The organism is Jatrophihabitans sp. (assembly GCF_046262535.1).
Lineage (GTDB): Bacteria > Actinomycetota > Actinomycetes > Mycobacteriales > Jatrophihabitantaceae > Jatrophihabitans.
The window spans coordinates 1-13,389 of record NZ_JBHEMO010000001.1 but is presented as its reverse complement, the minus strand read 5'-3'; the positions used below and the strand labels follow the sequence as shown (position 1 = coordinate 13,389).

The following is a 13,389-nucleotide window of genomic DNA, read 5'->3' as shown; positions in this document are numbered from 1 at the left end:
CCGGCTCGCCGAACGCGGCGCCGATCGGTTGGACGGGGCTGCCTTGTGAAGCTCGACCTGGTGATCCGCGCGCCGCGCGCCGTGCTCGCGGACGGCGAGGCCGCGGCCGCCGTCGGCGTCACCGACGGCCGCATCGTCACGGTGCAGGCGCTCGACGCCCCACTCGATGCTCACGAAGAGGTCACGCTCGGCGCGGGTGAGGTGCTGCTGCCCGGCCTCGTCGACACGCACGTGCATGTCAACGAACCGGGCCGCACCGACTGGGAAGGCTTCGAGACCGCGACCCGCGCGGCCGCGGCCGGCGGCGTCACCACCGTCATCGACATGCCGCTCAACAGCATCCCGGCGACAACCACGCTGGAAGCGTTGGAACTGAAGCGGGAACGAGCCCGCAGTCAGGCGCACGTCGACGTCGGGTTCTGGGGCGGCGCGGTGCCGGGCAACCTCGCCGACATCGCCAACCTGCACGACGCCGGCGTGTTCGGGTTCAAGTGCTTCCTGATCGACTCCGGAGTCGCGGAGTTCCCCCCGCTCTCGGCGGCCGAATTCGCCGCCGCGATGACCGAGACCGCGCGGCTGGGGGCGCTCCTGATCGTGCACGCCGAGGACGCCACCGTCATCGCGCATGCCCCGCCCGCCGGCGGCCCGCGCTACGAGACGTTCCTCGACTCGCGCCCGGCGCGGGCGGAGAACACGGCCGTCGGCCAGGTCATCGCCGCGGCGCGGCGGACGGGCGGCCGCACGCACGTGCTGCACCTGTCCAGCGCGGATGCGATCGGGATGCTGCACGAGGCGCGCACCGAGGGCGTCGACGTCTCGGTGGAGACCTGCCCGCACTACCTGACGTTGGACGCGACCGCCGTGCCCGACGGGGCCACGCAGTTCAAGTGCTGCCCGCCGATCCGCGACCGCGCCAACCAGGACCGGCTCTGGCGCGCGCTGTGCGAGGGGGACATCGACATGATCGTCTCCGACCACTCACCGTGCACCGTCGAGCTCAAGCGCCTGGACACCGGCGACTTCGGCACCGCGTGGGGTGGCATCGCATCGGTACAGCTCGGGCTGCCGGTGATTTGGACCGCGGCCCGCGCCCGCGGTCATTCGCTCGGCGACGTCGTCCGCTGGATGGCCGCCCGCCCGGCCGACCGGGTCGGTCTGATCGCCAAGGGCCGCATCGCGACCGGGGCCGACGCCGACCTGTGCGTCTTCGACCCGGAGGCCGAGTTCGTGGTCGACCCGGAGCAGCTGCTGCACAAGAATCCGGTCACCGTGTACGCCGGACAACGCCTGACCGGAGTGGTCCGGGAGACGTGGCTGCGCGGACGACGCGTCGAATTGGACGGCCCCCCGCGCGGCCGACTCCTGAGGAGAGGAAGCCGATGAGTACCTACCACGTCCCGCGGGGCGGGCTGCCGGGGCAGAGCGAGTTGACCACTGACCGGGCCATTTTCACCGAGGCGTATGCGGTGCTGCCGAAACGGACGATGACCGACATCGTCACGAGCTACCTGCCGTTCTGGGACGACACTCGGCTCTGGGTGCTGGCCCGGCCGCTGTCCGGATTCGCCGAGACGTTCTCGCAGTACCTCGTCGAAGTCGGTAAAGGCGGCGGCAGCGACCGGCCCGAGTCGGATCCGGAGGCCGAGGCGGTGCTGTTCGTCGTCGACGGGACACTGCGCCTGACCGTCGACGGTGCCCCCTCCACGCTCACTGCCGGCGGGTACGCCTACCTCCCGCCCGGGACCACGTGGACGTTGCGCAACACCCGCGCGCGGGCGGCGCATTTCCACTGGATCCGCAAGACGTACCAACGCGTCGACGGCATCGACGCACCCGAACCGTTCGTGACGAACGAGCAGGACGTCGAGCCGATCGCGATGCCCGGGACGGAAGGACGGTGGACGACCACCCGATTCGTCGACATGGCCGACCTCCGCCACGACATGCACGTCAACATCGTCAACTTCGAACCCGGCGCCTCGATCCCGTTCCCGGAGACGCACGTGATGGAGCACGGCCTCTACGTGCTCGAGGGCAAGGCGATGTATCTGCTCAACCGGGACTGGGTCGAGGTCGAAGCGGGCGACTTCATGTGGCTGCGCGCCTTCTGCCCGCAGGCCTGCTACGCCGGCGGCCCCGGCCGGTTCCGCTACCTGCTCTACAAGGACGTCAACCGGCACGTCCCGCTGAGCCGGCGGTTCGTCTGAGCCGAGTTCACGATACGGAAAAAGCTTTCCGAAAAGCTTCCGTCGGGATCGGACGACTTGTAGACTCCGACACAGCTCCGGCGGACGTTCGCATGGATAACCAGCCGCCACAACGGGACTCGCCAACCATGCCTGCGCCGGCAGCGCCGGTGCGGAGCGGAAGCTGGCGCGCAGGCGCCGGAACGGAGCACTCGATGGCCTTCGCCCACATTGTCGTCAACGGCAGCCCGGCACCGCTCGACGGCGTCGCACCGCACACGACGCTGCTCGACTTCGTCCGGGCGGAGGGGCTGACGGGCGGCAAGGAGGGCTGCGCCGAGGGTGAATGCGGCGCCTGCTCGGTCCTCGTCGCCCGGCCCGGTATCGACAGCGCCACCGAGTGGGTTGCGATCAACGCCTGCCTCCTGCCGGCCGCCGCCCTCGACGGTCAGGAGGTCGTGACTGCGGAGGGCCTCGGCCGTCCGGACGCGCTGCATCCTGTCCAGTACGAGATGGCCGTCCGCGGGGGGTCGCAGTGCGGCTACTGCACGCCCGGCTTCGTCTGCAGCATGGCCGCCGAGTACTACCGGCCGGGCCGCACCGATGGCGAAAGCCCGGCCCACGCCCATGGCGACGCCGAGCACGGGCCGAACGGCTTCGACCTGCACGCACTGAGCGGGAACCTCTGCCGGTGCACCGGTTACCGGCCGATCCGCGACGCGGCGTACGCACTGGACGCCCCAGGTGCCGACGACGTGCTCGCCGCGCGCTGCACCACGAGCCCGCCGGCCCCGGCCGCCACCGACCTCGACCTCGACGGCCGCAGGTTCGTGCGGCCGACGTCGCTGCCGGACGCGCTTCGCCTCCTGCGCGACCGGCCCGACGCCATCGTCATCGCGGGCAGCACCGACTGGGGCGTCGACGTCAACCTGCGCGGCCGGCGGGCCGACGACGTGATCGCCATCGACCGGTTGAGTGAACTGCGCGAACTGCGCGTCGGCGACGACAGCATCGAGATCGGCGCCACGCTCACGCTGACCGAGATCGAGCGCCGCCTCGCCGGCCGCGTCCCGCTGCTGGCCGAGCTGTTCCCGCAGTTCGCGTCGCGGCTGATCCGCAACGGCGCGACGCTCGGCGGCAACCTCGGCACCGGCTCGCCGATCGGCGACGCCGCACCCGTCCTGCTCGCCCTCGACGCAAGCCTCGTGCTGACCGACGCCGAGGGCGAGCGCGAGGTGCCCCTCGCCGGCTACTTCACCGGGTACCGGCAGAGCGTGCGCCGCGCCGACGAGTTGATCCGCGCCGTGCGCATTCCGCTGCCCCTGGCGCCGGTCACCGCGTTCCACAAGATGGCCAAGCGGCGCTTCGACGACATCTCCAGCGTCGCCGTCGGCTTCGCGCTGGACATCACCGACGGGATCGTGGCTAGGGCGCGAATCGGCCTGGGCGGCGTGGCCGCGACGCCGATCCGCGCCCGTGACACGGAAGCCGCGCTGGAGGGGCGGCCCTGGACGGCCGAGACGGTCCGCGCGGCCGCGGCGGTCTTGCAGTCCGAGGGCACCCCGTTGGACGACCACCGCGCCAGCGCCCGGTACCGCAGCGCCATGCTCGGCCAGAGCCTGCGCAAACTGCACGCCGCGAACGCCGAGGAGGTGCCGGCGTGAGCACGTTGTCGGAGCGTCCCGATAGTGCTTCCGTCGGCCTGGCGATCCCGCACGAGAGCGCGGCGCTGCACGTCACCGGTGCGGCGCTCTACACCGACGACCTCGTCTACCGGACCAAGCACGTCCTGCACGCCTATCCGGTCCAGGTGCCGCACGCACACGCGCGCGTCACGGCGCTGCGCACCGAACCGGCGCTCGCGGTGCCGGGTGTCGTGCGGGTCCTCACCGCGGCCGACGTCCCCGGCGTCAACGACGCGGGCGTCAAGCAGGACGAGCCCTTGTTCCCGACCGAGGTCATGTTCCACGGCCACGCCGTGTGTTGGGTGCTGGGCGAGACGATCGAGGCGGCGCGGCTCGGGGCCGCGGCGGTCGAGGTCGACGTCGAAGCGTTGCCGGCTCTCGTGACCGTGCGCGAGGCGATCGACGCCCAGAGCTTCCAGGGCGGGCAACCGCAACTGGCCAGGGGCGACGTCGAGGCCGGCCTCGCCCGCTCGACGCGGGTGTTCAGCGGCGAGTTCGAGTTCTCCGGCCAGGAGCACTTCTACCTCGAGACGCACGCCGCGTTGGCCCATGTCGACGAGAGCGAGCAGATCTTCGTCCAGAGCAGCACACAGCACCCGTCCGAGACCCAGGAGATCGTCGCCCACGTCCTCGGCAAGCACAGCTCCGAGGTGACAGTGCAGTGCTTGCGCATGGGCGGCGGCTTCGGCGGCAAGGAGATGCAGCCGCACGGGTTCGCGGCGATCGCGGCGCTCGGGGCCGTGCTCACCGGCCGGCCGGTCCGGTTGCGGCTCAACCGCACCCAGGACCTCACCATGTCGGGCAAGCGGCACGGTTTCCACTCGCAATGGCGGGTGGGCTTCGACGACGACGGCCGGCTGCAGGCGCTCGACGCCACCCTGACCGCCGACGGCGGCTGGAGCCTCGACCTCTCCGAGCCGGTGCTGGCCCGTGCGTTGTGCCACGTCGACAACGCGTACTTCATCCCCGACATCCGGGTGAACGGCCGTATCGCGCGGACGAACAAGACGTCCAACACCGCCTTCCGGGGCTTCGGCGGACCCCAGGGCATGCTGGTCCTCGAGGACATCTTGGGCCGCTGCGCGCCGCTGCTCGGCCTCGACGCTGCCGAGTTGCGGCGACGCAACTTCTATTCGGCCGGCCAGAGCACTCCGTACGGGCAGCCCGTGCGGCATCCTGAGCGGATCACCGCCGTGTGGGACGAACTGTGCGAGCGCAGCGAGTTCGACGCCCGCCGCGCCGAGATCGAGCGGTTCAACGCCGAGCACGAGCACGTGAAGCGCGGGCTCGCCCTGACTCCGGTGAAGTTCGGCATCTCATTCAACCTGACCGCCTTCAACCAGGGCGGGGCGCTCGTGCACGTCTACAAGGACGGGTCGGTGCTGATCAACCACGGCGGCACCGAGATGGGCCAGGGTCTGCACACGAAGATGTTGCAGGTGGCGGCCACCACCCTCGGCATCCCGTTGCACAAGGTGCGCCTCGCGCCGACGCGCACCGACAAGGTGCCGAACACGTCAGCGACCGCGGCCAGTTCCGGCGCCGACCTCAACGGCGGCGCCATCAAGAACGCCTGTGAGCAGATACGCGACCGGTTGCTGCACGTGGCCGGCGCCCGGCTCGGTGTGCCGGCCGCCGACGTCCGCATCGTCGACGGCGTGGCGGCCGCCCTCGGCGGCGCGGACGGCGTGCTGTGGGACGACCTCGTGTTCACCGCCTACATGCAGCGGGTGCAACTGTCCGCGGCCGGCTACTACCGCACCGAGGGACTGCACTGGGACTCGTCGACGTTCCAGGGCTCGCCGTTCAAGTACTTCGCCTACGGGGCCGCTGCGGCCGAGGTGGAGGTCGACGGCTTCACCGGCGCCTATCGCACCCGCCGCGTCGACATCGTCCACGACGTCGGGGACAGCCTGTCGCCGCTGGTCGACCTCGGGCAGATCGAAGGCGGTTTCGTACAGGGTGCCGGGTGGCTGACCCTCGAGGACTTGCGCTGGGACGAGAGCGACGGCGCCGGTCGGGGCCGGTTCCTCACCCAGGCCGCCAGCACCTACAAGCTGCCGAGCTTCTCCGAGATGCCCGAGACCTTCAACGTGACGCTGCTGCGCAACGCCACCGAGGAAGGCGCCGTCTACGGTTCCAAGGCGACCGGCGAGCCGCCTCTCATGCTGGCCTTCTCGGTGCGCGAGGCACTGCGCCAGGCCGCGGCCGCCTTCGGGCCGGCCGGCACCAGCGTCGACCTCGCCTCGCCGGCGACGCCCGAGGCGGTGTACTGGGCCGTCGAGCAAGCCCGCGAACACAGCGCCAGGGGGCACGTGGTCGAGGGCGGCAACGGCGCGGTGCCGCCGCAGCCCGGCGCCGACGCGCCACCGATGCGGCCCCGCTCGGAACAGGTGCTGACGGACGTGAGCCATGTCTGAGAGCACCTGGCTGCAGGCCGCGGCGCGGCTGCGTGAGCGACGGGAACCCGGTGTGCTCGTCACGCTCGCGACGGTCCGCGGTCACGCGCCCCGTCGGGCCGGCGCGAAGATGGTCGTGGCGGCCGACGCGACCTGGGGATCGATCGGCGGCGGCAACGTCGAAGCGGTGGCCGTCGAACGGGCCCGCGTCCTGCTCGAATCACCCGACGCCGCTGCGGAGATGATCACGTCGGAGCTGTCGGACAAGGCGCCCTACCAGCACGGCGTTCAGTGCTGCGGGGGAGAGGTGTCGATCCTGCTGGAGCCGTTGCCCGTGGTGCCGACCGTCGCCATCTTCGGTGTCGGCCACGTCGGCCTCGAGCTGGCCCGCATCCTGGCTCGGCACGACCTCGATCTCTACCTGATCGACAGCCGGCCCGAACAGCTCACCGCCGAGCGGCTGTCGGTGCTCGGCGACGCGGTGGCCGCGGTGCACGCGCATACCGTTCCGGTGCTGCCCGAGATCATGCTGGGCGAACTGCCGCCGGGCACCCACGTGCTGATCATGACCCACGACCACGCCGAGGACGCCGCACTGTGCGACGCGGTCTTGCGGCGCGGGGAGTTCGGCTCGATCGGGCTCATCGGCTCAGCCGCCAAGTGGTCGCGGTTCCAGCAGCGGCTCGCCGACGAGGGCGGTTTCTCTCCGGAGGTCATCAATCGGATCAAGACGCCGATCGGGCTCGCCGACCTCGGAGGCAAGGACCCGGCGACGATCGCGGTGAGCGTCGCCGCCGACCTGATGCGCCGCTTCGAACGCGCGCCGGCGGCCGATCCGGCGCATCACTCGTGACGATCTACCGGGCCACCGTGCTCGACACCCCTGACAACCCGTTCGCCGGTGGGATCCTGCGGGCAGAGGCCGATGCGGGCCTGACCGTGGACGACGGGATCATCGTCGATCGCGGCCCCTTCGCGGCGGTGCGTTCGCGGCGGCCGGGCGACGACGTGGTCGATCTCCGGGCCGGCCCGCTGCTGCCCGGCCTGATCGACACCCACGTGCACTACCCGCAGCTGCGGGTCATCGGCGCGCTGGGCATGCCGTTGCTCGAGTGGCTCGACCAATGCGCGCTTCCGGAGGAGGCCCGGCTCGCCGACGTCGACTACGCCCGCGACGTTGCTCGCGAATTCACCTCCGCTCTGGTCGATGCGGGTACGACATCCGCTCTCGTATTCGGCTCGCACTTCCCGGCCGCCGTCGAGGCGCTCTTCGACGCGGCGACCGAGCGCGGCCTGCGCATGACCAGCGGGCTGGTCGTCGGTGATCGCCTGCTGCGCCCGGAGCTGCACACGACCGCGGCCCGCGCCTACCAGGACGGGCGAGCGCTGGCCGACCGCTGGCACGGGAAGGGGCGGTCGCGCTATGCGGTCATCCCGCGTTTCTCGCTGTCCTGCAGCGACGACCTGCTCGACTCCTGCGCCGCACTGCACGCCGATCTCGCCGGCAGCTGGTTCACGTCGCACATCAACGAGAACCCGGCCGAGATCGCCAAGGTGCGTGAGCTGTTCGGCGGCAGCTACCTCGACAGCTACGACAAGCATGGGCTGGTCGGGCCACGCACCGTGTTCGCCCACAACGTCCATCCCGGCGACGGCGAGCTCGAGCTGCTCGCCGACGCCGGCGCCACCGTCTCGCACTGCCCGACCAGCAACTGCGCCCTGGGCAGCGGGCTGTTCGAGATGGACCGCCACCTCGCCAACGGCGTCGCGGTGGCTCTCGGTTCCGACGTCGGCGCCGGTACCGGACTGTCGCTGTTCAAGGAAGGGCTCCAGGCCTACCTGGTGCAGCGGATGCGCGGCCTGGACGGGATGACGCTCACTGCCGCGCAGCTGCTGTACCTGGCTACGGCGGCCGGCGCCGCCGCACTGGGCATCGCCGACCAGGTCGGCGATCTCAGCGTCGGCAAGCGCTTCGACGCGGTGTGGTTGCGACCCGACGCCGGGACACCGCTCGAGATCGGCCTGCGCCATGCCGCCGATGCCGATGCAGCCGTCGGCAAGCTGTTCGCGCTGGCCACCCCGCACGACGTGGCCGAGGTATGGGTGGACGCGATCCGGATCAAGAACCCCGCGCCGCGACTTTCCGGAATGCGGAAATCTGTTATCGTTTAAGCTCCCGACGGGTGGAGGTTCCGGTGGCGGCTGACGGCGATAGCGCGACGGAGGGGCGGGCGCGCGGCGGCGTGCAGTCCCTCGATCGGGCCTTCGCGATCCTCGAGACGATGGCGGACGCCGGCGGCGTCATCGGCGTCTCCCAGCTGGCCACCGATTCCGGGCTTCCGCTGGCGACCATCCACCGGCTGGTGCGCACCCTGGTTGACCTCGGCTACGTCCGCCAGGAGCCGTCGCGCCAGTACTCGCTCGGACCGCGCCTGATGCGCCTGGCCGACAGCAGCACGAAGCGGCTGGGCACCCTCGCCCATCCGTACATGAGCAGCGTCGTCGACGCCCTCGGCGAGTCGGTCAACCTGGCGGTGCTCGAGGGGGAGGAGATCCTCTACGTCGCGCAGGTCCAGCCGTCGCAGAACTTCATGCGGATGTTCACCGAGGCCGGCCGCCGGGCCAAGCCGCACACCACGGCCGTGGGCAAGGCCATGCTGGCCGCCGTACCGGACGAAACCGTCCTCGATCTGCTCAAGCGCACGGGGATGCCTCGGCGCACCGAGCACACGATCACCGACCCTGACGAGTTCCTGGCCGACCTGCAGCGGGTGCGTGAGCGCGGCTACGCGATCGACGACGGCGAGCAGGAACTCGGCGTGCGGTGTGTCGCCGTCGTGGTGCCCGACGCCCCTCGGGCGATGGCGCTGTCGATGTCCGGACCGCTCCCGCGGATGTCGGACGAGGCGGTCGCCAAGGCCGCCCCGATCCTGCATCAGGCCGCGGCCAAGCTCAGCGCGGACCTCGGCGGTCCGGTGCGGCGTTCCGCGCCGGTCGACGGGCACGCTTCCGCCTGAGCTTCTGCTCGCCGCAGCTGCTGCGGACGATCTTCCTGCGCATGAGGCCGTCGGCGGGCGCGGACGCCGGACGATCCGCTCGACACGTCGATGAACCCTTGACCCTCGCGTGTGACCCCGCTAACTTATCTGCGTAGCGAAAATATTTATCCACAATACGGAAAAGCCGCGGAGCGGCGGACCCGAGGAGGTCACATGTCGCTGGATTCCATTCCGACCCGCCGGCCCCGGACGTCGGAGGTCCACCCGGTCGACGAGGTGCTGCCGGCCCACAAGCTGTTCGTGTTCGGCCTGCAGCACCTGTTCATCATGTACGCGGGCGCGGTGGCCGTTCCATTGATCGTCGGGCCGGCCATCGGGCTGAAATCCCACGACATCGCCATCCTGGTCAGCGCCGACCTGCTCGTCTCTGGGATCGCGACGATCATCCAGTCGGTCGGGATCTCGCAGTTGTTCGGCGTGCGCCTGCCGGTCGTCGCGGGCGCGACGTTCACCGTGCTGAACCCGATGATCATCATCGCCACGCAGTACGGCGGCCGTTCCGGGCTTCCGTACGTGTATGGCGCGATGCTGATCTCCGGCATCTTCGGCCTGATCATCGCCAAGCCGTTCTCGATGATCGTGCGGTTCTTCCCGCCGCTCGTCGCCGGCACGGTCATCTGCATCATCGGCCTGTCGCTGGCCGGCGCCGACATCACGCTGATCTACGGCGACGCCCACAACGGCGACAAGTACGTGGGCAGCGTGGGGCGCATCGCACTGGCCGGCCTCGTGATCGTCATGATCCTCGTCATCAGCCGGATCTTCCGCGGGTTCATCAGCCAGATCGCGGTGCTGTTGAGTCTGGTGATCGGCACCGTCGTCGCGTCGTTCATGCATCTGACGAACTTCGGCAACGTGAGCAATGCCGCGTGGTTCGGCGCGCCGCACATCTTCCACTTCGGCGGCCCCAAGTTCGCGGCCGCGCCGATCATCACGATGTGCATCGTCATGGTCGTCACCTACACGGAGTCGACCGCCGACATGATCGCCGTCGGCGAATTGGTCGACAAGGACCTGACGCCGAACGACCTGGCCCGCGGTCTGGCGACCGACGGCCTGTCCGCCGTCCTCGCCTCCTTCACCAACTCGTTCCCGGACACGGCGTTCGCCGAGAACGTCGGCCTTGTCGGGCTCACCAAGGTCCGCAGCCGCTGGGTGGTCACCGTGTGCGGCGTGCTGCTGCTAATCATGGGGCTCATTCCGAAGGTCGGCCAGCTCATCGCCGACCTGCCGGGGCCGGTCATCGGCGGCGGCGCCACGGTCATGTTCGCGATGGTGACGGCGGTCGGTATCCAGACGCTGCACAAGGTGAACTTCGAGGACAACCACAACCTCCTCATCGTGGCCTCGGCGCTGGCCGTCGGCCTGCTGCCGGCCTTCGACCCGAACTTCTACAACAAGTTCCCGAAGGACTTCCAGGTGATCTTCGGCTCCAGCATCACCGCTACCGTTCTCGTGGTGTTCGTGTTGAACCTGATCTTCAACCACTGGACGTCGGGCACGACCCGGACGGGAGCGGTGCAGACTGCGGTCAGCGAAGGTGCCGTCGCCGTCGACGTGCCGCACGGCGGCGTTCCGGTCCGGCTGCACGAGAAGGTGCCGGACTGACGATCAGCTGCGAGGGAAGGGAACGAGTGCCGTGCCGGATCAGGTGAGCGTCGCGCCGTCCTCGGTGCCGGAGGCCGATGAGGTCCTCACACAGGAGGCCGTGCAGTTCGTGGCTGACCTGCAGCGCCGCTTCGGCGCCCGTCGCGACGAGCTGTTGGCGGCGCGGCGGGCCCGCTACGCCGAGATCGCCCGCACCGGTCGCCTCGACTTCCTCGAGGCGACTGCGTCGGTCCGGGCCGCGGAGTGGACGGTGGCCTCGTGCCCGGCCGACCTGCGGGATCGTCGGGTCGAGATCACCGGCCCGACCGACCCCAAGATGGCCATCAACGCGCTCAACTCGGGCGCGAAGATCTGGCTGGCCGACCTCGAGGACGCCAACACCCCGCACTGGGCGAACGTCGTCACCGGCCAGGTGGTCCTGCGGCACGTGGTCCGTCGCGACCTGCGGTTCGCCGCGCCGGACAGCGGCCAGCAGTACGAGCTGCGCACAGATCGACCCCTCGCCGTTCCGCTCGTCCGCCCGCGTGGGTGGCATCTGGAGGAGCGGCACCTGACCGTCGACGGCCGGCCCAGCGTCGGGGCCCTCGTCGACTTCGGGCTGTACTTCTTCCACAACGCCCGCGAGCTGACGCAGCGGGGCAGCGGCCCCTACTTCTACCTGCCGAAGATGGAGAGTCATCTCGAGGCCCGGCTGTGGAACGAGGTGTTCGCTGCGGCCGAGCAGGCGCTCGCGATTCCACACGGCACCATCCGGGCCACCGTCCTGATCGAGACCATTCCGGCCGCATTCGAGATGGAAGAGATCCTCTACGAACTGCGCGACTACATCAGCGGGCTCAATGCGGGCCGGTGGGACTACCTGTTCAGCATCATCAAGAACTTCCGCGAGTGCGGACCGGGCTACGTCCTACCCGACCGCAACCAGGTCGGCATGAAGTCGCCATTCATGCGGGCGTACACCGAGTTGCTGGTCACCACCTGCCACCGTCGCGGTGCCTTCGCGATCGGCGGAATGGCGGCGTTCGTCCCCAGCCGCCGGGATCCGGCCGTCAACGAGACGGCTCTGGAGAAGGTGCGCCAGGACAAGCAGCGCGAGGCAGGGGACGGTTTCGACGGCTCATGGGTGGCCCACCCCGATCTGGTCCCGATCTGCCGAGAGGTGTTCGACGAGGTGCTGGGCGAGCGTCCCAACCAGCTCGATCGGCGGCGCGAGGCCCTTGACGTCACACCGAGCCAGCTCCTCGACCTCGCCGCGACCCCGGGCACCCACTCCGCCGAGGGCCTGCGCAATGCGATCGCCGTCGCGATGCGCTACATCGGCGCGTGGCTCGGCGGCTCCGGTGCGGTCGCGATCTTCAACCTGATGGAGGACGCCGCCACGGCCGAGATCGCGCGCGCGCAGGTGTGGCAGTGGGTGCACAACGACGTCCACCTGGACACCGGTGAGCGCGTCGACCGCGACCTCGTCGAGCGCATCGCGGCCGAGGAGTTCGAGCGCATCCTCGACGAGCTCGGCGACGCCGATGGGCGGTATCAGCAGGCGCGGGCGCTGTTCGAACGCCTTGCGCTCGATGACCACTTCGTCGACTTCCTGACCGTCGCCGCGTACGACCTGATCGACTGACATGCTCGACTCGTTCAACTCTGCGGCCGACGACGAGCAGCTGCGCGCCTCGCTGCGGGCGTGCTGCGCCGCCGAGGCGTGGGTGGAGCGGATCATCGCCGGGCGCCCCTACCCGAGCGAGACCGCACTGGCCGAGACCTCCGACGGCGCCACGGCGGCGCTCGACGACACCGGTCTCGCACAGGCGTTGGCCGGTCACCCGCGCATCGGTGCGCGGGTCGACGGGCGCGAGGGTACGTGGTCGCGCCAGGAGCAGTCCGGCGTCGCGGACGCGGGACAGGACGTCCGGGCTCAACTGGTGGCCGCGAACGTCGCCTATGAGCAGCGCTTCGGACACGTCTACCTCGTGTGCGCCACCGGCCGCAGCGCGGAGGAGTTGCTGGCCGTCTGCCGGGACCGGCTGGAGAATGATGCCGCGGCCGAGCGCGACGTCGTCGTGACCGAACTGGCCAAGATCAACCGATTGCGGCTGGCGAAGCTGCTCCACCCGGAGGGGACCCCATGAGCCTGTCCACGCATGTGTTGGACGCGACGACCGGCGTCCCGGCGCACGGGGTCGCGGTCACGCTCGAGTCCCGCATCGACAGCGAGTGGCGCCGCGTCGCCGAAGGCAGCACCGATGCCGACGGCCGCATCCGCGAACTCGGCGCACCCGAGGCCGGCACGCACCGCATCGCCTTCGCCACCGGTGCGTACTTCGCCCGCACCGGTGTCTCCGGCTTCTATCCCGAAGTGACGATCACCTTCGAGATCGTCGACTCCGGCGCGCATCACCACGTTCCGCTCCTGCTCAGCCCGTTCGCCTTCTCGACGTACCGGGGGAGCTGA

At 70.2% G+C, this 13,389-nt stretch carries 11 protein-coding genes; all 11 read left to right on the top strand.

Going from position 1 to position 13,389, the window contains the following annotated elements; all coding sequences use genetic code 11:
• Positions 1 to 45: 45 nt before the first annotated feature.
• The 11 genes from allB (at position 46) to uraH (ending at position 13,389) form a co-directional block, all read left to right on the top strand.
• Positions 46 to 1,383, top strand: coding sequence for an allantoinase AllB (gene allB / locus ABR571_RS00055; RefSeq protein ID WP_409451138.1), 1,338 nt, complete (start codon positions 46 to 48; stop codon positions 1,381 to 1,383).
• A complete protein-coding gene (locus tag ABR571_RS00050) occupies positions 1,380 to 2,207 on the top strand; it encodes a bifunctional allantoicase/(S)-ureidoglycine aminohydrolase (RefSeq protein ID WP_409451137.1) in 828 nt (275 codons plus the stop codon). The genes allB and ABR571_RS00050 overlap by 4 nt, the downstream gene beginning before the upstream one ends.
• Before the next feature lie 194 nt (positions 2,208 to 2,401).
• The gene (locus ABR571_RS00045; RefSeq protein ID WP_409451136.1) at positions 2,402 to 3,850 is read left to right on the top strand and encodes a xanthine dehydrogenase small subunit; all 1,449 of its coding nucleotides are present in this window, start codon (positions 2,402 to 2,404) and stop codon (positions 3,848 to 3,850) included.
• On the top strand, positions 3,847 to 6,291 hold the full coding sequence (xdhB, locus tag ABR571_RS00040) for a xanthine dehydrogenase molybdopterin binding subunit (RefSeq protein ID WP_409451135.1): 2,445 nt from the start codon (positions 3,847 to 3,849) through the stop codon (positions 6,289 to 6,291). The genes ABR571_RS00045 and xdhB overlap by 4 nt, the downstream gene beginning before the upstream one ends.
• Positions 6,284 to 7,123 carry a xanthine dehydrogenase accessory protein XdhC gene (gene xdhC / locus ABR571_RS00035; RefSeq protein WP_409451134.1) on the top strand — a complete coding sequence of 280 codons (840 nt, stop codon included), beginning with the start codon at positions 6,284 to 6,286 and terminating at the stop codon, positions 7,121 to 7,123. Before xdhB ends, xdhC begins: the two co-directional genes overlap by 8 nt.
• Positions 7,120 to 8,442, top strand: coding sequence for a guanine deaminase (locus ABR571_RS00030; RefSeq protein ID WP_409451133.1), 1,323 nt, complete (start codon positions 7,120 to 7,122; stop codon positions 8,440 to 8,442). The genes xdhC and ABR571_RS00030 overlap by 4 nt, the downstream gene beginning before the upstream one ends.
• A gap of 11 nt (positions 8,443 to 8,453) precedes the next feature.
• Positions 8,454 to 9,287: an IclR family transcriptional regulator gene (locus ABR571_RS00025; RefSeq protein WP_409451132.1), complete on the top strand. Its 834-nt coding sequence runs from the start codon at positions 8,454 to 8,456 to the stop codon at positions 9,285 to 9,287.
• A 195-nt stretch (positions 9,288 to 9,482) separates the two neighbouring features.
• The gene (locus ABR571_RS00020) at positions 9,483 to 10,937 is read left to right on the top strand and encodes a nucleobase:cation symporter-2 family protein (RefSeq protein WP_409451131.1); all 1,455 of its coding nucleotides are present in this window, start codon (positions 9,483 to 9,485) and stop codon (positions 10,935 to 10,937) included.
• Between the two features lie 31 nt (positions 10,938 to 10,968).
• Positions 10,969 to 12,561, top strand: a complete 1,593-nt coding sequence (gene aceB / locus ABR571_RS00015; protein WP_409451130.1) for a malate synthase A — start codon at positions 10,969 to 10,971, stop codon at positions 12,559 to 12,561.
• Position 12,562: 1 nt separating this feature from the next.
• The gene (gene uraD / locus ABR571_RS00010; RefSeq protein ID WP_409451129.1) at positions 12,563 to 13,066 is read left to right on the top strand and encodes a 2-oxo-4-hydroxy-4-carboxy-5-ureidoimidazoline decarboxylase; all 504 of its coding nucleotides are present in this window, start codon (positions 12,563 to 12,565) and stop codon (positions 13,064 to 13,066) included.
• Positions 13,063 to 13,389, top strand: a complete 327-nt coding sequence (uraH, locus tag ABR571_RS00005; protein WP_409451128.1) for a hydroxyisourate hydrolase — start codon at positions 13,063 to 13,065, stop codon at positions 13,387 to 13,389. Before uraD ends, uraH begins: the two co-directional genes overlap by 4 nt.